Source organism: Luedemannella helvata (assembly GCF_039528415.1).
Classification (GTDB): domain Bacteria; phylum Actinomycetota; class Actinomycetes; order Mycobacteriales; family Micromonosporaceae; genus Luedemannella; species Luedemannella helvata.
Map to the genome: position 1 here is coordinate 108,837 of NZ_BAAALS010000011.1, position 23,780 is coordinate 132,616.

Annotated in this window: 28 protein-coding genes; 16 read left to right on the plus strand and 12 right to left on the minus strand. The window is 72.9% G+C overall.

Going from position 1 to position 23,780, the window contains the following annotated elements:
• Positions 1-89: 89 nt before the first annotated feature.
• Positions 90-317 carry a hypothetical protein gene (locus ABD191_RS13310; RefSeq protein ID WP_344080949.1) on the minus strand — a complete coding sequence of 76 codons (228 nt, stop codon included), beginning with the start codon at positions 315-317 and terminating at the stop codon, positions 90-92.
• 69 nt (positions 318-386) lie between these two features.
• Between ABD191_RS13310 and ABD191_RS13315 the strand changes: the two genes are divergently transcribed.
• Positions 387-1,091 (plus strand): Crp/Fnr family transcriptional regulator, encoded by a 705-nt coding sequence (locus tag ABD191_RS13315; protein ID WP_344080952.1) that lies wholly within the window; start codon positions 387-389, stop codon positions 1,089-1,091.
• Complete coding sequence (locus tag ABD191_RS13320) at positions 1,088-2,254, plus strand: hypothetical protein (RefSeq protein WP_344080955.1); 1,167 nt, start codon at positions 1,088-1,090, stop codon at positions 2,252-2,254. The genes ABD191_RS13315 and ABD191_RS13320 overlap by 4 nt, the downstream gene beginning before the upstream one ends.
• A gap of 6 nt (positions 2,255-2,260) precedes the next feature.
• On the opposite strand, the gene ABD191_RS13325 is transcribed toward ABD191_RS13320, so the two are convergent.
• Entirely contained in the window at positions 2,261-3,202 is a 942-nt protein-coding gene (locus ABD191_RS13325; protein ID WP_344080958.1) for an HhH-GPD family protein, read from the minus strand.
• A 29-nt stretch (positions 3,203-3,231) separates the two neighbouring features.
• Between ABD191_RS13325 and ABD191_RS13330 the strand changes: the two genes are divergently transcribed.
• Both ABD191_RS13330 and ABD191_RS13335 read left to right on the plus strand, forming a co-directional pair.
• Positions 3,232-3,750 (plus strand): glycine cleavage system transcriptional repressor, encoded by a 519-nt coding sequence (locus ABD191_RS13330; RefSeq protein WP_344080961.1) that lies wholly within the window; start codon positions 3,232-3,234, stop codon positions 3,748-3,750.
• A gap of 8 nt (positions 3,751-3,758) precedes the next feature.
• The gene (locus tag ABD191_RS13335; RefSeq protein WP_425560718.1) at positions 3,759-4,301 is read left to right on the plus strand and encodes a peptide deformylase; all 543 of its coding nucleotides are present in this window, start codon (positions 3,759-3,761) and stop codon (positions 4,299-4,301) included.
• A gap of 224 nt (positions 4,302-4,525) precedes the next feature.
• On the opposite strand, the gene ABD191_RS13340 is transcribed toward ABD191_RS13335, so the two are convergent.
• Complete coding sequence (locus ABD191_RS13340) at positions 4,526-5,044, minus strand: tetratricopeptide repeat protein (protein ID WP_344080967.1); 519 nt, start codon at positions 5,042-5,044, stop codon at positions 4,526-4,528.
• A gap of 91 nt (positions 5,045-5,135) precedes the next feature.
• Entirely contained in the window at positions 5,136-6,263 is a 1,128-nt protein-coding gene (locus ABD191_RS13345) for an epoxide hydrolase family protein (protein ID WP_344080969.1), read from the minus strand.
• A gap of 94 nt (positions 6,264-6,357) precedes the next feature.
• On the opposite strand from ABD191_RS13345, the gene ABD191_RS13350 reads away from it, so the two are divergent.
• Positions 6,358-6,993 (plus strand): TetR/AcrR family transcriptional regulator, encoded by a 636-nt coding sequence (locus ABD191_RS13350; RefSeq protein WP_344080972.1) that lies wholly within the window; start codon positions 6,358-6,360, stop codon positions 6,991-6,993.
• Positions 6,994-7,076: 83 nt separating this feature from the next.
• Entirely contained in the window at positions 7,077-7,805 is a 729-nt protein-coding gene (locus tag ABD191_RS13355; protein WP_344080975.1) for a hypothetical protein, read from the plus strand.
• On the opposite strand, the gene disA is transcribed toward ABD191_RS13355, so the two are convergent.
• The gene (gene disA, locus ABD191_RS13360; RefSeq protein WP_344080978.1) at positions 7,802-8,878 is read right to left on the minus strand and encodes a DNA integrity scanning diadenylate cyclase DisA; all 1,077 of its coding nucleotides are present in this window, start codon (positions 8,876-8,878) and stop codon (positions 7,802-7,804) included. The genes ABD191_RS13355 and disA overlap by 4 nt on opposite strands.
• Positions 8,879-8,997: 119 nt before the next feature.
• Here disA and ABD191_RS13365 point away from each other — a divergent pair, with 119 nt between their 5' ends.
• The gene (locus ABD191_RS13365) at positions 8,998-9,591 is read left to right on the plus strand and encodes a hypothetical protein (RefSeq protein ID WP_344080981.1); all 594 of its coding nucleotides are present in this window, start codon (positions 8,998-9,000) and stop codon (positions 9,589-9,591) included.
• A gap of 16 nt (positions 9,592-9,607) precedes the next feature.
• On the opposite strand, the gene radA is transcribed toward ABD191_RS13365, so the two are convergent.
• The 3 genes from radA to ABD191_RS13380 form a co-directional block, all read right to left on the minus strand.
• The gene (radA, locus tag ABD191_RS13370) at positions 9,608-11,044 is read right to left on the minus strand and encodes a DNA repair protein RadA (RefSeq protein WP_344080984.1); all 1,437 of its coding nucleotides are present in this window, start codon (positions 11,042-11,044) and stop codon (positions 9,608-9,610) included.
• Positions 11,045-11,081: 37 nt separating this feature from the next.
• Positions 11,082-11,780 (minus strand): copper chaperone PCu(A)C, encoded by a 699-nt coding sequence (locus ABD191_RS13375; protein ID WP_344080987.1) that lies wholly within the window; start codon positions 11,778-11,780, stop codon positions 11,082-11,084.
• Positions 11,781-11,842: 62 nt separating this feature from the next.
• A complete protein-coding gene (locus ABD191_RS13380) occupies positions 11,843-12,679 on the minus strand; it encodes a UbiA family prenyltransferase (RefSeq protein WP_344080991.1) in 837 nt (278 codons plus the stop codon).
• Between the two features lie 45 nt (positions 12,680-12,724).
• Between ABD191_RS13380 and ABD191_RS13385 the strand changes: the two genes are divergently transcribed.
• The 3 genes from ABD191_RS13385 to ABD191_RS13395 are packed head-to-tail and all read left to right on the plus strand — an operon-like array spanning position 12,725 to position 15,630.
• Positions 12,725-13,429, plus strand: coding sequence for a methyltransferase domain-containing protein (locus ABD191_RS13385; protein ID WP_344080994.1), 705 nt, complete (start codon positions 12,725-12,727; stop codon positions 13,427-13,429).
• A gap of 12 nt (positions 13,430-13,441) precedes the next feature.
• Positions 13,442-14,608 (plus strand): acyl-CoA dehydrogenase family protein, encoded by a 1,167-nt coding sequence (locus ABD191_RS13390; protein ID WP_344080997.1) that lies wholly within the window; start codon positions 13,442-13,444, stop codon positions 14,606-14,608.
• Positions 14,602-15,630, plus strand: a complete 1,029-nt coding sequence (locus ABD191_RS13395) for a type III polyketide synthase (protein WP_344080999.1) — start codon at positions 14,602-14,604, stop codon at positions 15,628-15,630. Before ABD191_RS13390 ends, ABD191_RS13395 begins: the two co-directional genes overlap by 7 nt.
• Here ABD191_RS13395 and ABD191_RS13400 read toward each other — a convergent pair.
• The gene (locus tag ABD191_RS13400) at positions 15,627-16,370 is read right to left on the minus strand and encodes a hypothetical protein (RefSeq protein ID WP_344081001.1); all 744 of its coding nucleotides are present in this window, start codon (positions 16,368-16,370) and stop codon (positions 15,627-15,629) included. The two genes, ABD191_RS13395 and ABD191_RS13400, sit on opposite strands and share 4 nt — an antisense overlap.
• A 321-nt stretch (positions 16,371-16,691) precedes the next feature.
• Here ABD191_RS13400 and ABD191_RS13405 point away from each other — a divergent pair, with 321 nt between their 5' ends.
• The 4 genes from ABD191_RS13405 (at position 16,692) to ABD191_RS13420 (ending at position 19,033) form a co-directional block, all read left to right on the plus strand.
• Positions 16,692-17,177: a CarD family transcriptional regulator gene (locus ABD191_RS13405; protein WP_344081004.1), complete on the plus strand. Its 486-nt coding sequence runs from the start codon at positions 16,692-16,694 to the stop codon at positions 17,175-17,177.
• A gap of 40 nt (positions 17,178-17,217) precedes the next feature.
• Positions 17,218-17,907 carry a 2-C-methyl-D-erythritol 4-phosphate cytidylyltransferase gene (gene ispD / locus ABD191_RS13410; protein WP_344081007.1) on the plus strand — a complete coding sequence of 230 codons (690 nt, stop codon included), beginning with the start codon at positions 17,218-17,220 and terminating at the stop codon, positions 17,905-17,907.
• 80 nt (positions 17,908-17,987) lie between these two features.
• Positions 17,988-18,461 (plus strand): 2-C-methyl-D-erythritol 2,4-cyclodiphosphate synthase, encoded by a 474-nt coding sequence (ispF, locus tag ABD191_RS13415; protein WP_344081010.1) that lies wholly within the window; start codon positions 17,988-17,990, stop codon positions 18,459-18,461.
• A 182-nt stretch (positions 18,462-18,643) separates the two neighbouring features.
• Positions 18,644-19,033: a PPOX class F420-dependent oxidoreductase gene (locus tag ABD191_RS13420; protein ID WP_344081013.1), complete on the plus strand. Its 390-nt coding sequence runs from the start codon at positions 18,644-18,646 to the stop codon at positions 19,031-19,033.
• On the opposite strand, the gene ABD191_RS13425 is transcribed toward ABD191_RS13420, so the two are convergent.
• The 3 genes from ABD191_RS13425 to ABD191_RS13435 form a co-directional block, all read right to left on the minus strand.
• Entirely contained in the window at positions 19,023-19,742 is a 720-nt protein-coding gene (locus ABD191_RS13425) for a glycosyltransferase family 2 protein (protein WP_344081017.1), read from the minus strand. The two genes, ABD191_RS13420 and ABD191_RS13425, sit on opposite strands and share 11 nt — an antisense overlap.
• Positions 19,743-19,845: 103 nt before the next feature.
• On the minus strand, positions 19,846-21,018 hold the full coding sequence (locus tag ABD191_RS13430; RefSeq protein ID WP_344081020.1) for a MalY/PatB family protein: 1,173 nt from the start codon (positions 21,016-21,018) through the stop codon (positions 19,846-19,848).
• On the minus strand, positions 21,015-22,214 hold the full coding sequence (locus ABD191_RS13435) for a homogentisate 1,2-dioxygenase (protein WP_344081023.1): 1,200 nt from the start codon (positions 22,212-22,214) through the stop codon (positions 21,015-21,017). Before ABD191_RS13435 ends, ABD191_RS13430 begins: the two co-directional genes overlap by 4 nt.
• Positions 22,215-22,309: 95 nt before the next feature.
• Between ABD191_RS13435 and ABD191_RS13440 the strand changes: the two genes are divergently transcribed.
• A complete protein-coding gene (locus tag ABD191_RS13440) occupies positions 22,310-23,182 on the plus strand; it encodes a hypothetical protein (protein WP_344081026.1) in 873 nt (290 codons plus the stop codon).
• A gap of 72 nt (positions 23,183-23,254) precedes the next feature.
• Positions 23,255-23,740: an SRPBCC family protein gene (locus ABD191_RS13445; RefSeq protein WP_344081029.1), complete on the plus strand. Its 486-nt coding sequence runs from the start codon at positions 23,255-23,257 to the stop codon at positions 23,738-23,740.
• Positions 23,741-23,780 lie beyond the last annotated feature (40 nt).

A 23,780-nucleotide genomic window follows, 5' to 3' on the forward strand; every position in this document is an offset into this window, starting at 1 on the left:
ACGATAGACAGAGGGGCGGCGCGCCAGGCGCGTCGCCCCTCTGTCGTCTCCCCGACAGGTGTCGAGGCGTCGACCCGGCGGCAATCCCTTCATCTGCGGGGGATCGAGCGCTGGTCGCGCAGCAGGCTGTCCTTGGTGATCGCCGGACCGGCGGCGCGCGTGCCGCGCCGGAGGTTGGGTCGACGGGGGATGACGCGGGCGGCGACCTGCGTCACCGATGCCGGCCGCCGGTCGGGACGGGTGGCCGCCGCGCCCCGGACGCGACGACCCCGGGTACGCCCGGCGTCAAGCGCCGGGTGCGCGGACCCGCTGGACACGGGGCTGCGCGTCCGCTCACTCAGCCGTAAGGTGGACCAGCTACCACCCATTTAGGCGACGAGGCGGCTGTGCGCGACCGGTTCGAAGGCCCAAACCCGCCGTCGTGGGCGCCCAGCAGCCTGCTGACCCAGCTGTCGGTCGAGGACGCCGAGGCGCTGCTGGCAGCCGGCTCACCCCGCACCTTCGCCCGCGGCGACTGGCTCATGCTCCTCGGCGAGCCCGGCACGTACGTGGTCGTCCTCACCAGCGGCTGCGTCAAGGTCCTCGGCGGTCCGGCCGACGGGCGGACAACATTGCTCGCCGTGCGCGCGGCCGGCGACGTCGTCGGCGAGCTTTCCGTCCTCGACGGCGAGCCGCGTTCCGCCTCGGTCGTCGCGGCGAGCCACGTGCGCGGCCGGCTGATCGAGGCACGCGCCTTCCGGTCCCTGCTCGCCACCCGGCCCAGCATCGGGCTGGTGGTGCAGCGGGTGGTCGCCGCGAAGCTGCGCCGGCAGATCCGCCACCGGATGGACGTAGGCGCCCAGCCCGTGGCCGTGGGTCTCGCCCGGGTGATAGAGCACCTGGGCACGGAGTACGGGCAGCAGACCCCCGAGGGCACCCTCATCGCCGTGCCGCTGAGCCAGCCGGAGCTCGCCGCCCTCGTGGCGGCCGAGCGTTCCAGCGTGGAGCGGGCACTGCGCCGGCTGCGCGAACGCGGCGCCGTGAGCACCGGCTACCGCCGGGTCATCGTCACCGACTGGGCCGCCCTGCGCGCGGTCGCGGCCGGCTCATGAGCGAGCGTGAGCGGCTGCCGCCAGCCATCCGGCGGCTGTGTCTCGTGGTGGACATCGAGTCGTACAGCGCCCTCGATCATCCGGCGCAGCTGCGGGCCCAGGCCCGGCTCGCCAGCGCGCTGACCACGGCCGTTCGCCGCGCCGGCATCCGGCCGGGCCTGCCGCGCCGAGGGGTGATCCGGCAGAACCGCGGCGACGGGCAGCTGGTCCTCCTGCCGCCCGGCATCGACGAGGCACGGGCGATCTCCGGCCTGGTGCACGGCCTGGCCGAGGCGATGCTGAGCATCAACGCGCAGCCACCCCGCCTGCGACTGCGGGTGGCCCTCGCGCAGGGGGTCGTCCAGTCCGCGGCCACCGGGTACGTCGGCAAGGCGATCGTGGACGCGTGCCGCCTCGTCGACTCCGACGCACTGCGGGAGGCCCTCGCCGCGGCGCCCGAGCGCGACTTCGCGGTCGCGTTCACGGACGACCTGTTCCGCGACGTGGTCGTGCACGGCTTCGGTGGCCTGGTAGGCAGCGACTTCCGCCAGGTGGACGTCGTGCAGGAGCGCAAGGGCTTCGCGATCGCCGCGTGGGTGTCACGGCCGGACCTGGTGGCGACCTCGCCGCCGGCCAGCGCGGGGAGGTGGCGCCTGCCCGCCTCCCGGGTCGGGCGCGCCGTCCTGACGGTCGTGATCGCCGTGGCGATGGTGGCCGTGGTCGTGGCCGGAGCCTGGACGGCCACCAATGATCCGGGGAGACAGGGGGTGACCAGGGCCGCCTCGCATTCGGCGGCCCGCGCCGCCCGGCCCAGCCCACCCGAGGAGATCATGTTCTTCGACTCGGGCCAGCAGCTGGACCGCTGCATCGAGCTGACCGGTTCCGGCGTCGTGCCGGAGGGCTTCGAGCTGCGCCTCTACGTCAAGGCAGGCGAGTTCTACTACCTGGCCCTGCTGCCGGCCATACCGGATCGGGAGGCGGGAATCTGGACCTTTCCGCAGGTCATCTTCGGGCCGACCCCGAAGGCCGGCGTCCCGATCACCCTCTACCTCGCGTTGATCCCGGAGGCCGAGTCGCGCCGCCTCACGGACAACTACGAGACGCAGTACGCGTTCCGTGAACTCCCACCGACCGTGGTGGCCCAGCACACGTTCCTGCGCTCGGCCGACAACGGTCCCTGCTGACGCCGCTCAGGGCAGCGCGTAGAAGCCTTCGGCCGGCTCGACGAGCAGCCCGTCGTCGAGGAGACTGGCCAGCGCGCGATCGCGCTGGACGCCGTCGGCCCAGACCGCGTCGAGCGCCGCGCGCGGCACGGGGACCTCCGTCCCGCGCGCCACGGCCAGCAGCAGACCCCGGACCTGCCGGTCAGTCCCGGCGTACCGCTGTGGTTTCCGACTGGGCCCGCCAGGCGGCGCCGCGACGCCCGCGTCGCGCGCCCGCCGCCAGGCGCACACGGCCGTCAATGGGCACTGTTCACACAACGGGGTACGGGCGACGCAGCGGACCGCGCCCAGCTCCATGAACGCGGCCGAGGCGACCGCGGCCGTGGCCGGGTCGGCGGGCAACAGCGCCTCGGTGGCGGCCAGGTCGGCGGCGGTCGTGGCCGGCCCGGCGTCCGCCAGGCCCCCGGCCGCCCGCGCCACGAGGCGGCGCACGTTCGTGTCGACCACGGGATGGCGCTGGCGGAAGGCGAAGGCGGCGACCGCCCGCGCCGTGTACGCCCCGACCCCCGGCAGGGCGAGCAGCGCGTCGAGGTCGTCGGGGATCTCGCCGTCGTGGCGCTCCCCGACCGCCACGGCGCAGGCGTGCAGCCGCAGGGCGCGGCGCGGGTAGCCCAGGCGCCCCCACGCCCGGATCGCCTCCCCGGACGCCTCCGCGGCCAGGTGGGCGGGGGTGGGCCAGCGGGCGAGCCACTCCAGCCAGACGGGGGTCACCCGGGCCACCGGGGTCTGCTGGAGCATCACCTCGCTGACGAGCACGCCCCACGCGGTGGTGTCCGGCTTGCGCCAGGGCAGGTCGCGGGCGTTTCGGGCGTACCAGTCGACCGCGAGGTCGGCCAGGCGGGCCCGGTGGTCCGGCTGGCGGGGCGGCGGTGGTCCGTCCGTCGGGACGGCGGCGGAGCGTCGCGACATGGTGGCGACGATTGTTGCACGATGGCGTCGTGCACGATCTCGCCATCACCGTGCTCGGCCACGACCGGCCGGGCATCATCGCCGAGACGACCGGCATTCTCGCCGGCCTCGGGTTGAACCTGACCGACTCCAGCATGACCCGGCTGCGCGGCCACTTCGCGATGACCCTGGTCTGCACGGGCGACGCGCCGCCGTCGGCGGTCGAGGCCGCGCTCGGCCCGCTCACCGCGGATGGCCGGCTCCTGGCGACCGTACGCCCGATCGAGCCCGACGCGGCGGCGACGGCGGTCGGGGGCCACTACGTGCTGAGCCTGCACGGGGCCGACCGGCTGGGGATCGTGGCCTCGGTGACCCGCCTGCTCGCCGACGCGGGCGGCAACATCACCGACCTGACCACGCGGTTGGCCGGCAGCCTGTACCTGGTGATCGCCGAGGTTGACCTCCCCGACGGGGTGGCCGTCGACGAGTTGTCAGCGCGCCTGGCCGAGCTGGCGGGCGGGCTCGGCGTCGAGGCGAGCCTGCGGCCCGCTGAGGCGGACGTCCTGTGACCGACCCGCTGCTGGCGCCGTGGGCGGCGATCGCGGCGACCCACGAGCCGGCGACCCGCCCCGTCGTTACCGCCCCCGCCACGGTCCTGAGCGCGGCCGGCCCGAAGGTCGACCCGACCGACCCGGAGGTCGTGCAGCTCGCCGTCGATCTGGTCGCCACGATGCGGGTGTCGCCCGGCTGCGTGGGCCTCGCCGCGCCGCAGGTCGGTGTGGGCGCCCAGGTGTTCGCCGTCGACGTGACGGGCCACCCGAAGGCCCGTACGACTCATGGGTGCTTTGTGTTGTGCAACGCCACGGTCACCGCGTCGTCGCAGTGGAAGGCGGGCCGTGAAGGCTGCATGTCGGTGCCGGACTTCACGGGCGACGTGAAGCGGGCCGGCAAGCTGACGGTCGCCGGCCAGCTCCCCGGCACCGGCGAGACGGTCGAGATCGTCACGGACGCCTTCGAGGCCCGCGCCCTCCAGCACGAGATCGACCACTGCGACGGCCTGCTCTTCCTCGACCGCGTGGCGGGCGCCCATGCCATCTACCCCCGCCAGACCTACCTGTAGCGCATCACGGTCAGTGACGAGCGCGAAGAGTGACGGAGCCACCTCCTCGGCATACGCCTCCCTCCACCCTTTGCTCTGCTTACTCAGAGGAAGCGGCCACTGACCTGCGTTGTTAGAAAATCACCCTCCAGCACCATCGTCACCGTGCGTGTTGCTTACTCCAGGTAAGCAGAGCAAAGGGCGGCGGGTGGTGGGGTGGGGGTTCGGGGCGAGATAACGCTTAGTTACGTTGGCTCGACGAGGAGGCGGGCGTAGTTGGCCATGGAGCGCTGGTAGCGGGGCAGCGTCGGGGCGATCGCGCCGATCAGGAGGCTCACCGCCGCGCGGTCGCGGTCGAGGCTCGTCAGGGCCAGCGCCAGGACGCAGTGGGCGGCCAGGTGAAGCTCGGCGGCCTCCGGGTCGACCTCGCGGGCCAGTTCCTCCGTGAGTAGTGCCACGCTCTCCTCCGGGCGGCCCACGTTGCGGAGCGAACTGGCCAGCTGGATGACCGCGCGGCGACGGCGCAGGCCGGTCAGGCCGAGGGCGAGCGCCTCGCGGTAGAGCGGCACGGCCAGGTCCGAGTGGCCGGTGGAGTCGAAGGCGCACGCCCGCTCGAAGTACCCGATGCCGCTGCCGTCGGGCAGTTCGGAGGCGAGGGCGTCGATCCGGGCGCGGAACGCCTCGGCCGCCGGCTCGTCGTCGTCCGGGACCTGCTCAAGACTTGCCCAGGCCGCCGCGAGACGCTGCTCCCATTCCGTGGTCATGGTCCGTAGCCTGCCACCGGGCGGCCCGGATCCGGGCACGCGGCGGCGGCCGGCATGAGCTGAGTCACGCCGGCCGCCCGTCCGCAGTGTCCTAGAGCATCGCGAAGAAGGTCCGGATATCCCGGCTCAGCACGTCCGGGAACTCGTGCGCGGCGTAGTGGCCGCCGACCTCGTCCGGGTTCTCCGTGCCGTACGAGTTCCAGCTGACGATGTTCGCGTGGTCGCGATCGGCGAGCGGGCGCATCGACTGGAAGTCGCCGGCGAACATGGCTACGCCCAGCGGGACGGTGGTGGGCCCGTCCGTCTCCGGGGTGTGCTGAGCGTCCTCGTAGTACAGGCGGATCGAGGAGCCGCCCGTGCGGGTGAGCCAGTAGATAGCCACGTTGGACACGACGAACTCGTCGTCGAGGCTTTCGCCCATCAGCTGCGCGTTCCAGGCCAGCAGGCCCACGGGCGAGTCGGCCAACGCGAAGGCGAGCGTTTGCGGCTGCTGGCTCTGCACCGTGTTGAACGAGAACTTGTTCTCGTAGAACCACTGGAGGTGCTGGAGCGCGGCGTAGTCCGTCGGGGTGAACTTCTCGAACTCCGCCGGGTCGCCGGACGGGAACGAGAACACCTGGGTGACGTGTACGCCGATGACGTGCTCGCCGTCGAGGCGGCCCAGTTCGGGGCTGATCATGGAGCCCGCGTCGTTGCCGACCGCGCCGTAGCGCTCGTACCCCAGCCGGGCCATGAGCGTGCGCCAAGCGGCCGCGATGCGCCACCGGTGCCAGCCGGCGCTGCGGGTCGGGCCGGAGAACCCGTACCCCGGCATGGACGGGATCACCAGGTGGAAGGCCGGGGCGTCCGGATCGGCCGGCGCGGTGAGTGGCTCGATCACGTTCAGGTACTCGACCACCGACCCGGGCCAGCCGTGCGTGAGGATCAGCGGCGTCGCGTCGGCCCGCGCCGACCGTACGTGCAGGAAGTGGATCTGCTCGCCGTCGATCTCGGTGACGAACTGCGGGTACGCGTTGAGCCGCGCCTCCAGGGCCCGCCAGTCGAACGTGTCGCGCCAGTACTCGGTGAGGTGCCGCACCCGCGCGGTCGTCATGCCGTACGCGCCGCCGACGCCCGGCAGCTCGTCGGGCCACCGGACGTTGGCGAGTCGGGCGGCCAGGTCGTCGAGGTCGGCCTGCGCGATGGCGACGCGGTACGGGCGAATCGAGGTGTCGGCCATGATGACTCCCGCGATCGGAGCGGAATACTTCGTTCCGCTTCTGCCATCACCTTAACAGAGCGGAACGATCCGTTCCACTGTTACTCTGGAACCCATGACGACCGAAGCCGCGGCGTTGTCCGGACGGCGCCGGCAGGCCGCCCGCAACGACACCGCGATCCTCGAAGCGGCTCGCGACGTGTTCCTCGCCGACCCGAAGGCCCCCATCTCCGCGGTCGCGGAGCGCGCCGGCGTGGGGATCAGCGCGCTCTACCGGCGCTACGCCAACAAGGAGGACCTGCTGCGCCAGCTCTGCCGCGACGGGCTGCGCCGGTACCTCGCCGAGGCGGAGCAGGCCGAGCAGGAGGCCGACGACTGGGCGGCCTTCACGACGTTCGTGACCGGCGTCGTCGACGCGGACGTCCACTCCCTCACGGTCCGCCTGGCGGGGACGTTCACCCCTACGCCGGAGATGGGGGAGGACGCCGCTCGGGCCGTTGCTGCCGCCACCCGGCTCTTCGACCGCGCCCAGACCAGCGGCCGGCTGCGTCCCGGCGTGGTCGTTCAGGACATCGACCTGATCCTGGAGGCGTGCGCCGCGATCCGGCTGCCGGATGTGGCGCGTACCCGCGAGCTACGCCGCCGGTACCTCGCGGTGATGCTGGACGGTCTGGCCACTGTGGAGGCCGGCGCACCGCCAGGCCCGGCCCCGGAACCGGGCGAGCTGAACTGGCGCTGGCAGCGGCGCTGAGCGGGTAAGCCGAGACGCCGCAACGCGTTCAGCGGCGCGTCGCGTGCACCGCGTGGGGCACGCCCGCATAGGGTGGTCCCATCATGCGACTCACCGTCGGCCCCCTGCCGGCCGCCGTCTACTGGCGCCGCCGGGCCGTCGTGCTGAGCGCCATCGTTCTGATCTTCCTGGTGATCTTCTATTCGTGCTCCGGCCCGGGCGGGAACTCCACGGGCGGGGCTGCCACGGCCACCGCGACGCCCCCGGTCGACGCCGAGCCGGTGCCGACCGAGACGATCCTGCGGCCCACCGTCGAAACGCCCCCGCCGACCAGCGCCACCCCCAGCAGCTCTGCCTTCACCCTGCCCGGCGGCGGCGGCGGCGGAGGAGGCAGCGGTGGCGGTGGCAGCGAGCCCACCGAGGCGGCCCAGGGCGGCGCCTGCACCGACACCGAGATGGTGGTCACCGCGAAGCCGGCGAGCGGCAAGGTGGCGGCGGGCGCCACGGTCGACTTCACCATCACGTTCCGCAACGCGAGCAAGCGCTCCTGCTCCCGCGACATCGGCGCCGACGCGCAGGAGCTGCGGCTCATGGACGGGCAGAAGGTGATCTGGTCGTCCGACGACTGCAACCCCCGGTCGGGTTCCGCCGTGCGCCGGTTCGCGCCCGAGGACGCGGTGTCGTTCACCCTCACCTGGAACGGCAAGCGCAGCCGCACGGGCAGCGGGACCAAGGTCTGCACTGGCGCCAAGGCCCCGGAGATCGGGGCCTACCAGCTCGTCGGCCGGCTCGGCACGGCGTACAGCAGCCCGACGGCGCTGCGGCTGACCTAGACGTAGCGCTCGAGGATCGAGGCCTCGGCCAGCCGGGACAGGCCCTCGCGTACGCCCCGGGCGCGTGCGTCGCCGACCCCCTCGACCGCCTGGAGGTCCTCAACCGTGGCGCCCAGCAGGCGCTGCAGGCTGCCGAAGTGCTCCACGAGCCGGTCCACGACCGTGCCCGGCAGGCGCGGCACCTTCGCGAGCAGGCGGAACCCGCGCGGCGACACCGCGCCGTCGAGCGCCTCGGCCGTGCCCGGGTAGCCCAGCGCCTTCGCCACGAGGGTCAGGTCGATGAGGTCGTTCGCAGACAGCCGGTCCAGCTCCTCGAGGGCCTCCTCGATGGAGCGCACGCGCCGGCCGGGCGGCAGGTAGTCGCGGATCACGAGGGTCCGGTCGGCGTCCACGCCGGCCATCAGCTCGTCCAGTTGCAGGGCCAGCAGCCGGCCGTCCGTACCGAGCTCGACGACGTACCCCTCGATCTCGTCGGCGATGCGCCGCACCATCTCGAGGCGCTGGACCACCGCGATCGCGTCGCGGGCGGTGACCAGGTCCTCGATCTCCAGGGCGGACAGGGTGCCGCTGACCTCGTCGAGGCGCAGCTTGTAGCGCTCCAGTGTGGCCAGCGCCTGGTTCGCGCGCGACAGTATGGCGGCCGAGTCGTCCAGCACGTGGCGCTGGCCCTTGACGTACAGGCTGATGATCCGCATCGACTGGCTGACCGAGATGACCGGGAAGCCGGTCTGGCGGGCCACCCGCTCGGCGGTGCGGTGCCGGGTGCCGGACTCCTCCGTCGGGATGCCGGGGTCGGGCATCAGGTGCACCGCGCCGCGCACGATCCGGGTGCCGTCGCTGGAGAGCACCACCGCGCCGTCCATCTTGCACAGCTCGCGCAGGCGGGTGGACGAGAACTCGACATCGAGGGGGAAGCCGCCCGTGCAGAGCGTCTCGACCGTGCGGTCGTAGCCGAGCACGATGAGCGCGCCCGTGCGTCCTCGCAAGATCCGTTCCAGTCCGTCGCGTAGCCCAGTGCCCGGCGCCATCAGCGCCAGGGTGGTGCGTAACGGGTCGTCACGGTCGATGGGCACGCCGCACAGTGTACGTAGCCGACTACGCTCCCGGTTGGTCGGTATCGCCTCGTGTTGCGCACATGTCAAAACGGTCTATGGTGGCGACGTCTTCGCCCCGCCAGCCGTGGACGGTGTCCGTGGATACACGCGATGAGGTGGTGTGGGTCCGCGCGTTCCCCCGACGGGCGCTGGTGCGGATCTGGTGGCTCCTGCTCTCGGGGTCCTTCGTGGTGGGGACCGCCGATCTGCTCTTCGGCGGCGAACCGACCCGCCTGCCGGACACCGGCCGGATGAACCCGCTGGCGATCGTGGTCCCCTCGCTGGCCGGCGCGTTCGGGGTCGTCCTCGCGGGCACGGTACTGGCGGCCGTGCGTCGCCCGTACGTGGCGGCGGACGCCGAGGCGCTGCGGTTGCGGCCGGGCATCGGTCGCACCCTGGTGCTGCCGTGGCAGCGGGTCGCCGAGCTGACCCTGGTGCCGATACGCCGGCGGGCGTTGCTGCTGGTCCGCTGCGCCGAGGCCGGTCCGGACACCGCACCGGGCGGCGCGCGCCCACACTGGTGGGACCAGGGCGTACTGCGCGACGCGCGCCAGCTGCGCAGCGTCGAGCCACTCAACGACTATGACGTGGCGATCTACCTGGACGACTTCGTCGGCGTGCCGTACGACCTGCTGGAAAGCCTCGAACCCTACGCCCCTGACCACGTCCTGCTCATCGACAAGCTCGACTGAGGCGCGGCCGGCTGACTCACGGCTCCTCGGCGAGCGCCCGGGTGGCCGTGTGCAGTGCCATGCGGACGTCGCGCACCTCGAGCACGGTCATGCCGCCCGGGGTGTCGCCGGTCGCGGCCGGGCCGCAGCCCGGCGGTACGAGCGCCGTGCGAAAGCCCAGCCGGGCCGCCTCCGCCAGCCGGCGCGGCACGGCACCGACCCGCCGGATCTCGCCCGTAAGCCCGACCTCGCCGATCGCCACCATGTCGCTGGCCAGCGGCAACTCGTGCGCGGCCGACGCGACGGCCAGCGCCACGCCCAGGTCGGCGGCCGGCTCGGTGACCCGGATGCCGCCCACCGTGGCCGCGAAGACCTCCCGGTCGTGCAGGTGCAGCCGGGAGCGCCGCTCCAGCACGGCGAGCACCATGGCGAGGCGGGCACTGTCCAGGCCGCTGACCGTGCGGCGCGGTGAGCCGGCCACCGTGGCGCCGATGAGCGCCTGCACCTCGGTGACCAGCGCCCGCCGGCCCTCCATCGCCACCGTGATGCCCGTGCCGGGCACCGCCTCGCTGTGGCGGGTGAGGAACAGCCCCGACGGGTCGGGCAGGCTCGAGATGCCCCCCTCGTGCATCTCGAAGCAGCCCACCTCGTCGGCCGCGCCGAAGCGGTTCTTCAGCCCGCGCACCAGCCGCAGCGAGGAGTGCTTGTCGCCCTCGAACTGCAGGACCACATCGACCAGGTGCTCCAGGACCCGGGGCCCGGCCACGTGGCCGTCCTTGGTGACGTGGCCGACGAGCACCATGGCGATGCCGCGCTCCTTGGCCACCGAGACCAGCGCGGCCGTGACCGCCCGGACCTGGGTGACCCCGCCGGTTACCCCGTCGGTGCCGGGCGCGGAGAACGTCTGCACGGAGTCGACCACCACGAGGCCCGGCTTGACATCGTCGATGTGGCCGACCAGCGCGGACAGGTCGTTCTCCGCAGCGAGGAACAGGCGCTCGTGCAGCGCACCGATGCGTTCGGCGCGCAGCCGCACCTGGCTGGTGGACTCCTCCCCGCTGACCACGAGGGCCGGGCCGGCGTCGGAACGCCCGGCGGCCCACTGTTGCGCCACGTCGAGCAGCAGCGTCGACTTGCCCACCCCGGGCTCGCCGGCCAGCAGCACGACCGCGCCGGGAACGAGGCCACCGCCGAGCACCCGGTCGAGTTCGGGGACGTTGGTGGGCCGTGCGCGGGCGGGTTCCACGCTGATAGTGGCGATGGGCTGGGCGGGCTGCGCGGGCCGGCGGGCCGTCACCGCGCGGGCGCCGACCATGGGCGCGGCGGCCGTCTCAACGACGGAACCCCATTCGCCGCAGTCGGGGCAGCGCCCCACCCACTTGGCGGGCCGGTGCCCGCAGACCTCGCACTGGTAGGTCGCCTTGGGCGCCTTGGGGGCGCGCGCGGCGGGCAACCGGTTCGGCTCGCTCGTCACCCGCGCGACGCTACCCCCGAGGTCCGACAGGCCGGTCTCAGTGCTCGGGGGCGATGTCCATCGGGGAGCGCGTCAGCGCCGCCAGCGGCATGTCGAAGGGCACCAGAGCGGTGAGCGTGGCCCCGTCGGAGAACGTGAACGTCGTCTTCACCGACTCGCCGGGCACGAACGCGTTGCCGGCGGGGGAATCCTGCGCATCCGGCTGGGTGAACTTGCTGAGGATGAGGTGCTGATCCTGGCCGGGGACAAGCTCCACGTAACCGGCGGCGGGCACCCGGACCCGGAAGTTCGCCTCGCCGGCCGGCGGCACGGCGGTCGGGCTGGGCGTGGCGGTCGGGCTCGCCGTCACGTCGGCGGGCTCGTTCTCGGCCGGCGGAGTGGGGGAGGGCGTGCCCTTGGGCCCGCCCGCGAGCAGGACGGCCTGCGCGCCCTCGGCGGTCACGCCCGTCAGGTACACCGGCTCGTTGGTCTGGTTGAACAGCCGCACCGACAGCGGCACGTCCGCACCGGCCTTGTAGCCCTGCGGGCCGTTGTAGACCACGACCAGGCTGCGCACGAAGATGCTGGCCGCCCCGCCGGCCGGGCCGACGGTGGCGTTGATGCCGGGGACGGGCGCGACCTGCCGGGAGGTCTGCGTAACCTGGCCCGCACTGCACGCGGAGCTGGCGAGCAGGCCGGCGACCAGCGCGGACCCGGCGACGATCCGGATGCGGCGACGCGGGGAGCTGGCGGTCACGGCGGTGTCCTCTCGATCAACCTCTCCAACGGGCTACAGCGTAATGGGCGCCGTACGGGCCCTTACGCAGACCCGCCCACCGCCGCGAGCAGCAGCGCCACGTCGAGGACCGCCACGACGAGGACCACCCGGAACAGGATCCGCGACGCGGGCCGGCGCAGCTGCGCGTACCCCCCGATGAGTAGCAGAAACGCGGCCGTGACCAGACCGGCCAGGGTGAGGGGCGACGGCGGCCCGGGGGGCCCGAGGACAAGCAGCGCGCTGGTCGCGCCGAGTCCGACGGCGGCCGCGACCGCGCTGCGCGTCGCGCCGACCCGGTGCGGTAGCCCGCGCACGCCCGTGCGGGCGTCGTCGGCGAGGTCCGGGATGACGTTGGCGAAGTGCGCGCCGACCCCCAGGCACGCCCCGGCGGCGACCAGCCACCACGCGGGCGTGCCGCCCGCCCCGAGCACGATGAACGCCCCCAGCGCCCCGAACGACACCGCGTACGGCAGCGGCGACCACGGGGTGAACTTGAGCGGCCAGTTGTAGGCCAGCGCGGAGGCCAGGGCCCCGAGCAGGACGAGCCCCGCCGCGAGACCCGACAGCAGACTCAGCGGTACGGCCGCCAGCCCGGCGAGCAGCGCCGCCGCGCCCACGGTCCGGCGCCCCACGAGGCCCGCCGGGATCGGCTTGTCCGTGCGCCCGACGGCCGCGTCCCGTCCGGCGTCGAGCCAGTCGTTGTGCCAGCCGGTGCACAACTGCGTGGCCAGCACGGCTGCCGCGACGGCTACGACGCCGGCCGCGTCGCGCCCGCTCGCCACGGCGAGCAGCGCCGAGCCGGCCGTGACGGCCGCCGTGGGCTCGGGGTGGCAGGCGCGCACGAGGCCGGCGAAGGGCCTTTTGTCCACCGTCGACACGCAGGCAAGTGTGGCCGGTGCGCCCGTTCCGTGTCACGCTGAACCATGCCGCGAGCGCTGCCGAGAAACGACGTTCGCCAGTACGAGGACCTGCGCGACGAGTGGTGGCGCCCGAACGGACTGTTCGTGACGCTGCACTGGATCGCGGCGGCCCGTGCCGCGCTGATCCCCCCGGCCACCCGCGAGGGCGCGGTCCTGGTCGACCTGGCCTGCGGCGCCGGCCTGCTCGCCCCGCACGTCGAGGGCTACCGGCACGTGGGTGTCGACCTGGTGACGCCCTCGCTGGAGCAGGCGCGCGAGCACGGCGTGACCCCCGTCCGCGCGGACGTGACCCGCGTGCCGCTGGCCGACGGCTGCGCCGACGTGGTGAGCGCCGGCGAGATCCTGGAGCACGTGGACGACCCGGCCGGCGTGGTGGCCGAGGCGTGCCGGCTGCTGCGCCCCGGCGGCACCCTCGTCATCGACACCATCAACGCCACGGCCGCCGCCCGGTTCGTCGTGGTGACGGTCGGCGAGCGGGTGCCGGGCGGCGCGCCGCCGGGCATCCACGACCCGAGCCTGTTCGTGCGCCCGTCGGTGATCGTCGAGGCGGCCGCCCGGGCCGGGGTGGACCTGACGGTGACGGGACTGCGGCCGTCCGCGCGGCAGATGCTGCGCTGGCTCATCACCCGCCGCGGCGCCGTGCGCATGGTCCCGAGCCGGTCGACCGCCGTGCTCTATCAGGCGGTCGGCACCAAGAAGAAAAACTGAGGGGGAGACGCGATGCCCGCACCGTGGGAGGTCGTCTCGCGGCTCCGGCCGCGATTGGCCGGGCGAGCCGCCGAGTACGACCGGACGGGCGACTTTCCGGTCGACGACTTCGCCGACCTGCGGGCGGCGGGCATGTTCGGCCTGCTCGTACCGGCCCGCCTCGGCGGGCTGGGCGCCACGTACGCCGATTATGCGAAGGTGGCCTTCGAACTGGCGCGGGGCAACGGGGCGACCGCCCTGGTGTTCAACATGCACTCGTCGGTCACCGGGGCGCTGGGCGGGGTGCCCGACGAGGTGGCGCGCTCCCTGGGCGTACCGGAGGAGTTCTTCGCCGACCGCGACCGGATCCTGGCCGCGGCGGCCGAGGGGCGCTTCTACGCGGTCGCGATGAGCGAGCGCGGAGTGGGTTCGCGGCTGTCGCAGCTCAACACCCGGTACGAGCCGGTGGACGGCGGATTCCACATCAAGGGCGCCAAGTCGTTCTGCTCGGGTGCGGGGCACGCCGACGCGTACCTGGTGGCGGCGCGTTCGGCGCTCGACGACGAGGTGGTCTCGCAGTTCCTCGTGCCGGCCGGCGAGGGCGTGACCGTGGAGCCCACCTGGGATTCGCTGGGCATGCGCGCCACGTCGTCGCACGACCTGCACCTTGACGTCACCGTGCCGCCGAGCGCGCTGCTGGGCGGCGCGGAGGGCCTGGCCCTGCTGGTCGCCCAGCTCATGCCGCACTGGATGGTCGCCAGTTACGCCGCCGTGTACGTGGGCGTCGCGCAGTCGTGTGTGGACGCCGCCGTCGAGCACCTGTCGGGCGGGCGCGGGCTGGGCAAGCTGGCCTCCGTAAGGGCCCGGGTGGGGCGGGCCGACGCCGCCGTGGCCGCCGCCCGGCTGGTCGTGGACGAGGCCGCCCGCCGGGTCACGGAGGCACCGGGCGACCCCGAGACCAACCGGTGGGTGTGGCGGGCCAAGTACCTGGCCGGGACGACCGCGATGGACGTGGCCGCGTCGCTGCTGGAGGCCGCCGGTACGTCGGCGAGCCGACGGGGGCATCCGCTGGAGCGGCTGTTCCGCGACGCGCGCTGCGGCTCGCTGCAGCCGGCCACCTCGGACGTGTGCGCCGACTGGCTGGGCATCGCCGCGCTGGGCGGCGACCCGGACGCCGACGGGGCGGCGCCGCGATGGTGAGCGCACGCATCGCCGGGATCGGGGTGGCCCACCCGCCGCCCGTGACCCAGGGGGCGGTCTTCGACGGGTTCTTCGCGGGTCACTACGCGGGGGTGGCGCGGGGCCTGGCCAAGCGGGTGTTCGAGAACTCCGGCGTGGTCACCCGTCACGGCGTGGCGAACCCCCTGGTCGAGGACGTCTCGCAGTGGCCGACCTCGCGGCGCATGGAGCGCTACCTGGCCGAGGCCCTGCCGCTGGGCAAGGAGGCCGTGAGCGCGGCCCTGGCGGAGGCGGGGTTGGCCGCCAGCGACATCGGGCTGCTCGCGGTCTGCTCCTGCACCGGGTACGTGACGCCCGGCCTGGACATCCTGCTCGCCCGCGACCTGGGGCTGCCGGCGACCGCGCAGCGGCTGTTCGTCGGGCACATGGGCTGCTACGCGGCCCTGCCCGGCCTCGGCGCCGTCAGCGACTTCGTCTCGGTGCGCCGCCGGCCGGCCGTGCTGCTCTGCGTCGAGTTACCCAGCCTGCACGTCCAACCCGCGGCCGTTGATCCGCAGCAGGTGGTGGCACACGCCCTCTTCTCGGACGCGGCGGCCGCCGCGGTGGTGCTGCCCACCGAGGGGACGTACGGGGTACGCGAGGTGGCCTCGGTGACGGACACCACGACGGCCGACTACATGACCTGGCAGGTCACCGACCTGGGGTTCCGGATGGGACTGTCGCCGCAGGTGCCGGACGCGCTGCGGGCGCACGTGCGGCCCCTCGTGGCAGGCGTGCTGGCCGGGCACGGGCTGTCGGTGGGCGACGTGGGCGGCTGGGCGGTCCACCCCGGCGGGCCGCGCATCCTCGATGTGGTGGGCGAGGAGCTGGGGCTCTCGGAGGACGATCTGGCCGCCTCGCGCGGTGTGCTGGCCGATCATGGGAACTGCTCGTCGCCGACCGTACTCATGATCGCGGACAGGCTGCGCGACCGCGGCCCGGCGCCGATCATGATGCTGGCGTTCGGCCCTGGCCTGACGCTCTACAGCGCGCTGATCGCCTAGTTCGTGGTCTTCGCGGCGGCGAGGCTCGCCAGCGGCGCCCGCAGGTCGGCGATGGCGGTGGCGTTGGGCACGGTGGCGAGCAGCGTGCCGGTGCGGTCGATGAACAGCGCGGTGGCGGCCGGGCTGCCGGAGTGCTGGGTGCCGGCGGCGTAGCGGCCGCGCAGCACCCCCTGCGGGTCGACGAGCGCGTGGGTGTTCGGCCGGCCGCCGGTGATCTGGGGCAGCTGGGTGCCGACGGCGACCACGTTGATGCCAGCGGGAGCGGCCGTCGCCGCGTCCGTGATGAGCGACGCGCACGGGCACGCATCGACCAGCAGCACCACGGCCGGCAGCAGCGGTCGCAGCGTCACGGTCGCGCCGGCCGCGTTCGTGAAGGTCAGGTCGGGCAGGGGCGTGCCCGCGGTGCTCGTGCCCACCAGCGCGCCGGTGTCCTGCGCGGGGCGCCGGTCCCAGGTGACGACAAAGAGGCTGATCAAGGTCGTGATCACGGCGACGCTCATGATGATCAGCGGTACGCCCAGGCCGTTTGCGCCGTCGCTGGGCGTCCGGACGAGCCTGGCCCAGCGGCCACCCTTGCCGCGCCGTAGCTCCCGGCGCACCTGGGCGGCTTCCCGGTCGAGTTCGGCGGCGTTGTCCGGGATGACGATCGTGCCCCACTCGGGCGGCAGATCGGGCACACCGTGCGGCGTGCCGTCGTCGGGCGGTGGCGCGCCGCCGTTATCTGGACGAAGAACGCCCATGGCTGCCTCCCTGCACCAACCCCTGACCTCTACTGTCGCTCAAGAGGTGTAATGAACGCCATACCTAAGTACCCGTGACGTGAAGATGTCTAACCGGGTCGGCTACCCGATCGGTGGGTTTTTAGGGACAGTTGCCTGATAAGTCAGGCTAGTCCTTACAGACCGTTCTTGATCGACCACGGATCACACCTCTCCGTAGCGGTGTCAAGCTGGAGCGTCAACCCTCACAACGGTTCTGAGCTGCGACGACGCCAAAGACTGGGGTGGGCCGATGGTTGCGCCCCGTGTTACCCTAGACACAGCGAAAGGGGTTTCGAACCTATGGTTTTCAGTGTCGGCGAAACCGTTGTCTACCCCCACCACGGGGCCGCACTCATCGAGGCAATCGAGACTCGGGTCATTAAGGGCGAAGAGAAGCAGTACCTTGTGCTTCGCGTCGCCCAGGGTGACTTGACGGTTCGGGTGCCCGCTGAAAATGCCGAGATAGTTGGCGTTCGCGAAGTGGTGGGCGAGGAAGGCCTGGGCAAGGTCTTCGATGTGCTCCGCGCCCCGCACACCGAGGAGCCTACGAACTGGTCTCGGCGCTACAAGGCGAACCTTGAGAAGCTGGCCTCCGGCAACCCTCTCAAGGTCGCGGAGGTCGTTCGTGACCTCTGGCGTCGTGAGCGGGAGCGGGGCCTGTCGGCTGGTGAGAAGCGCATGCTCGCCAAGGCGAGGGACATCCTCGTCGGCGAGGTCGCCCTCGCCGAGAAGAGCACCAAGGACGCGGCCGAGGTCCTCCTCGACAAGGTGCTCACCGAGGCCTGATCCGCGCCCCCATAACAACCGATCAACACAGGACCGCGACGTGACCGCGCATGCCCCCTCGCGCGGTGACGTCGCGGTCCTGGTTCCGGCCGCCGGCCTCGGCACCCGACTCGGCCCGGGCGCGCCGAAGGCCCTGCGAACGCTGGCGGGCGTTCCCCTTCTGGTCCACGCCGCCCGGCGGCTCGCCGCCGCCCCCAGCGTCGGTTGCCTCGTGGTCGCGGCCCCGCCCGGCGACGTCGACGGTGTGCGGGACATGATCGATATCCCCGTTGATCTCATCGTCGTCGCGGGCGGCGACACCCGGCAGGCTTCCGTCGCCGCCGCGCTCGCCGCCGTCCCGCCGACGTTCCCGATCGTGTTGGTCCACGACGCGGCCCGGGCGCTGGTGCCGCCCGAGCTGGTCGAGCGGGTCGCCGCCGCCGTCCGGGCCGGCCACGACGCCGTCGTGCCGGCCCTGCCGGTCGTCGACACCATCCGCACGGTGGGACCCGACGAGATCGCCCTGGGCACGGTCGACCGGTCCGTGCTCCGCGCCGTGCAGACGCCGCAGGGATTCCGACGCGAGGTGCTCACCGCCGCCCACGCGGCCGCCGTCGACCCGCTCACCGACGACGCGGGCCTCGCCGAGCAGATCGGCGTTCCGGTCCTCTGCGTCCCCGGCGACGAGGCGGCCCTCAAGATCACTCGCCCCTTCGACCTCGCGATCGCGGAACTCCTGCTACGCGACTGATAGCCGCGTCGAGGTTGTGGGGCGCAGGCCCGCTTCGCGACCCAACGCAGCCATAACCCGGGAGCGCGTAGGGTGAAGGCGTGATCGTTCCGGTGGTCGGGGTCGGTACCGATGTGCACGCGTTCCAGGCTGGCCGACCGTGCTGGGTCGCCGGCCTGCTCTGGGAGGGCGCGGACGGACTCGCCGGCCACTCCGACGGCGACGTCGCCGCCCACGCCGCGTGCGACGCGCTGCTGTCGGCGGCGTCCCTGGGCGATCTGGGCTCCAACTTCGGCACCGACCGACCTGAATGGGCTGGCTCGTCGGGCGCCGCGCTCCTGGAGGAGACGGTCCGCCGCGTGAAGACGGCCGGGTTCGCGGTCGGCAACGTCTCCATCCAGGTCATCGGCGTCGCCCCCAAGATCGGCCAGCGTCGCGCCGAGGCCCAGGCGGTCCTGTCCGCGGCGGCCGGCGCCCCGGTAACGGTCTCCGGCACCACGACGGACGGTCTCGGCCTCACGGGCCGCGGCGAGGGCCTGGCCGCGATCGCGATCGCCCTCATCCACCGCACCTAGCGCGCACGGCCGCCAAGGTGCGTCCTTTGGCTGTGTGAACGGCCGCGACCTCCGCCAAAGTGCGCACTTTGGCGGCCTCGCGCGCGCCCCTCGCCGCCCGCGTGCGCGCTTGGGCGGTATGAGTGGCAAGGGGTACGCGCGCAGTGGAGGCGGGCGTGGTGCGTGTGGCAGGATGATCACCCGTGGGTGTGACTCTGCCGGAGCTGGCTACGCGGCTCATCGACGCGAACGTGTTCGTCACCTTGAGCACCATCAACCCCGACGGCGGTCCACAGTCGAGCGTGATCTGGGCCAAGCGCGACGGGGACGAGATCCTCTTCTCGACCATTCTGGGTCGCCGCAAGACGCTCAACATGCAGCGCGACCCTCGGGTGAGCCTGTGCTTCTTCGATCCCGCCAACGCGTACCGGTATGTCGAGGTGCGCGGCACGGTGAGCATGACCACCGAGGGCGGCCCGGAGCTGATCGAGGAGCTGTCGCAGCGCTACGACGGCCGGTCGTTCACCGAGAGCAGCCCGGACAACGTGCGCGTCGTGTGCCGGGTCAGGACCACGAAGGTCATCACGCACTGACCGGTTCGGCGGCCTGGCGCGCGCGCCAGCCGAACCGGATCCGGGCGATGATCCACAGGGCGGCGACGCCGTCGCGCCACGTGATCTTCTTGCCTTCCTCGCGCCCGCGGGCGTGGTAGGAGACCGGCACCTCGAACGGGCGCATGCCCAGCTTGAGCAGCTTGGACGTCACCTCGGCCTCCATGCCGAAGCCGGCCGAGCGGATGCCGAGGCGCCGGTACAGCGCGACCGGCATGAGCTTGAAGCACGTCTCCAGATCGGAGATGTAGCAGTTGTAGAGCACGTTCGCGAACAGCGTCACGGCCCGGTTGCCCATGACGTACCAGAACGAGAACGACGAGTGGCTGCCGAAGGTGCGCGTGCCGTAGACGACCGCCGCCTCCCCGGCGAGGACGGGCGCGACCAGTTCGGGGATCTCCTCCGGGGCGTACTCCAGGTCGGCGTCGCAGATGACCAGGTAGTCGCCTGTGGCGGTGTCGAGAGCGGTGCGGATGGCGGCGCCCTTGCCCCGGTTGGTCTCGTGGTTGACCACGGTGACGCGGGGGTCGTCGGCCACGCGGGCGAGCAGCTCCGCGGTGTCGTCGCTGCTGCCGTCATTCACGATCACAAATTCAAGATCGCACGGGTACGCGACATCGAGCACGCGCTTCACGGCGAGTTCGATGGTCGCGGCCTCGTTGTAGACGGGCATCAGGATGGACAGCTTCATCCGGCTCTGCTCCCTCCGGCAGGCAGGCCCACGGGCATCTGCGCCAGCCTACGGAAGGGTTGTTTCCGCCGCGACCGAAGCGCCGTGGGCGATTCGCGTCGATTCAGTCGACGGCGGCGGCCATCCTGGTCACGGCCTCGGCGAGCCGGGCGGCCGAGGTGGCGAAGTTGAGCCGGGCGAAGCCGAGCCCTTCCGGGCCGAAGGACGGGCCGGCCGCGAGCGCCACCCGACCCCGCGCCAGCAGCGCGCCGGCCGGGTCGTCGCCGAGCCCGAGCGCGCGCAGGTCGAGCCAGGCCAGGTACGTCGCGTCCGGCGGGTGGTAGCCGGCGCCCGGTAGCCGCTCGGTGAGCAGCGTGGCGAGCAGGCGGCGGTTGCTGTCGAGACCCGCCAGGAGCGCGTCGAGCCAGTCGTCGGCGTCGGTGTACGCGGCCTCGCCCGCGATCACCCCGAGCAGGCCGGCCCCGTGGCCGGACGGCATGGCGCGCAGCGTGGCCCAGCCGTCGTCGCCGGGCGCCACGGCGAGCGCGGCCTTGAGCCCGGGCAGGTGCCACGCCTTGGACGGCGACACGAACGTGACCGCCGCGTCGGCGGCGGCATGCGGGAGGGACGCGAACGGCGTGAACGGCACGCCCGGGTAGGACAGCGGCGCGTGGATCTCGTCGACGAGCACCTGCACGTCGTGCGCCTCGGCCAGGTCGGCGATGGCCACCAGTTCGGCGCGGGTGGCAACGAGGCCGGTCGGGTTGTGCGGATGGCACATCAGGTACGCCGAGACGTCACGCCGGCCCAGGTCGTGGGCGAGCCGGTCGAGGTCCAGCGAGTACCGCCCGGTGTTCCCGTCGCGGCGCAGCGGGGACGCGACCACGCGGCGGCCCACGGCCGTGATGGTACGGGCGAACGGCGGGTACGCGGGGGTGTTGATGACGACGCTGTTGCCCGGGCCGGTGACCAGCGGCAGGACGGCGCCGATGGCGGTGTTGACGTCCGGGACGAGCCGCATGCGGCCGGGGTCGGGCAGCCAGCCGCCGTGGCGGCGCTGGGCGAAGCCGCAGAAGGCCTCCGCGAGCCGTCCCATGTGGGCGTAGCCGGTGTCGCCGCGGGCGACCGCCGCCGTCAGCGCGGCGGCGATGGCGGGCGCGAGCGGCACGTCCATCTCCGCCACCCAGGCGGGCAGCACGTCGCGGTCGTAGGCCCGCCACTTGAGGCTGCGCCGCGCCCGCAGCTCGGCCGTGCTGAGCTGCTCGAGCGGGTTATCCACCCGCTCATAGTGCCTCATCCGGTGGCCGGGTCGACGCCCCTTCCCGGCCGGTTGTTGCGCGACCAGGTCCACGCGTACTCCGGGTCCTCGCAGTCCGCGGCCGCGTCAGCGAGATCGAGCGGTCGGAATGTGTCGACCATCACGGCCAGCTCGTCGAAGTACTCCACGCCGATGGCCCGCTCCACCGCGCCCGGCTGAGGGCCGTGCGTGAAGCCGGACGGGTGCACCGAGACCGACCCCTGCTCGATGCCGGAGCCGCGCCGGGCCTCGTAGTTGCCGCCCGTGTAGAACAGCACCTCGTCGGAGTCGACGTTGTGGTGGTTGTACGGCACCGGGATCGCCAGCGGGTGATAGTCGACCTTGCGGGGCACGAACGAGCAGATGACGAAGTTCGGCCCGGCGAACGTCTGGTGTACGGGCGGCGGCTGGTGCACCCGCCCGGTGATCGGCTCGAAGTCGTGGATGGACAGCGCCCAGGGGTAGAGGCAGCCGTCCCAGCCGACCACGTCGAACGGGTGGTGGGCGTAGGTGAACGCCGTCCAGCCGCGCCGGTGCCGCACGAGCACCTCCACCTCCTCGCCCTCGACCAGCAACGGTCCGGTGGGCGCGCGCAGGTCCCGCTCGCAGTAGGGCGCGTGCTCCAGCAGCTGCCCGCGCGCGGACAGGTAGCGCGGCGGCGGTCCGATGTGGCCGGACGCCTCGACGATGAGCAGCCGGAGAGTTTCGGAGGGCACGATCCGGTGGATGGTCGAGGTGGGAATGATGACGTAGTCACCCTCCGCGATGTCGAGCGCCCCGAACGCGGTCTCCACGCGCGCCCGTCCCGCCTCCACATACAGGCACTCGTCGCCGGTGGCGTTGCGGTACAGGGGCGACGGGGCGTCGACGACCGCGTACGAGATGCGGCAGTCGTCGTTAACGAGCAACGGCTGCCGGGAGCGCACGGCGTCCGCGCCGGTCACCGTCTTCAATGCGTGGGTACGCAGGTGGCGCGGCTTGAGCGGGTGGTTCGGGGTCCGGCCGGTCGGCGCCGGCGGGTCGATCGCGCGGGCGTCGACGATCGCCGTCGGCGCGTACCGGTGGTAGAGCAGCGAAGAGTCCGACGAGAAGCCCTCGGCGCCCATGAGCTCCTCGGCGTAGAGCGTGCCGTCGGGTTGGCGGAACTGGGTGTGGCGCTTCGGGGGCACGTCTCCGACGCGACGGTAGTACGGCATCGCTACCCTCCGTTCTGTCCTGCTCACCGGCCGTTTGCGTCCGATAATCGGTCGGTATTGTCCGTTAGTCGTAGCCTCCGTTAGGTTCTCTACTCGTGTCAATGAGCGTGCCGCGGCTGTTCCGGCGGATGGTCGATGACGCCTCCGTCCTGCCGCCCGGCGGCGCGCTGCCGCGCCAGGCTGTCGACGAACACCGGGCCCATCGGGCGGCCTGGTACGGCGACCTCGTCGGCACCCTGCTCGTGCCCGCCGCCGACCTCGACGACCTGCGCGGCGTGCCCGACCCGGCCGACCCGCTCGCGATCGGCCTGGTGGGGGAGTTGCCCGTGGTGCGGGCGCGACTGGCCAAGTGGGCGCGCGGCGTGCCCGCCGGCCTCGACGGCGCCGACCTGGCCCAGATCGAGGTACCGGTCGCCAAGCGCGGCGAGGACCCCATCCCCGGCCTGACCGCCCTGCTGGAGCTGGCCCGCGCCTGGCCCACCCTGCCGGTGTACGCCGAGATCCCGCTGACCTGGGGGCTCAGCAACGCGCTCGACGTGGTCGCCGAGGCGCGGGCGGCCGGCGTCCTCGTGGCCGCGAAGTTCCGCACCGGCGGGCTCGCCGCCGAACTGTTCCCGACCCCCGTGGAACTCGCGGCCGTCATCTGCGCCTGCCACGAGCGCGACCTGCCGTTCAAGCTGACCTCGGGGCTGCACCACGCGATCCGGCACGGCGACCCGGACACGGGGCTCACCCACCACGGCTTCCTGAACGTCCTCGTCGGGGCCTTGATCGCGGCCGACGGCGGTGAGGTGGTCGACGTGGCCCAGGTGCTCGGCAACACGGATCCGGTGCCGCTCATCGAGGCAGTGCGCCCGCGCCGCCACGACGAACGTCCCCTGTGGATCGGGTTCAGTTCGACCATCGTCGACGACCCGGTCCGCGACCTTGGGCGGCTCAGCCTGATTCACCCCGTTGTCCCATCGTGACCGATATCGCGTGTTCCCTGGGCAACGCTCCGCTACCGTGATTCGTACGAGACGTAGCGGGGGAGGGCGCCGGTGTCGACGATCACGGTCAGCCGCACCATAGCCGCGCCGGTTGATGTGGCGTGGGCGATCTTCACTGACCTGCCCGGCCGGCCGGGCTGGCTCTCCACAGTGGATGCCGTGGAGGTCCTCACGCCAGGCCCGTTCGGGGCGGGCGTCCGATGGCGCGAGACCCGCAAGCTGGCCGGGGACGCCACCGTGACGGAGGAGCTGGTCGTCGCCGAGGTCGTGCCCCGCGAGCGGTGCGTGATCACCTCGCCGGGTGCGGGCGTCGACTATGAGCTGACCTACACGTTCCGCTCGATCGACGTCGGCCGGGGCCACGGCGGCACCACGGTCGGCGCGGTCTTCGAGGGGCACCCCTCCTCGCGGGCCAGCCGGATGGTGGCGCTTTTCCTGGGCGGCCTCGCCGCCCGTACGGTCGAGGGCGCCCTGCGCCGCGACCTTGACGCGCTCGCGGCCGCGTGCGCCGATCCCATGGCCTCCTCCGCCGCCTGACCGGTGACGCGCCGGTGTAGTCCCGGTCACGCCTGCCGGC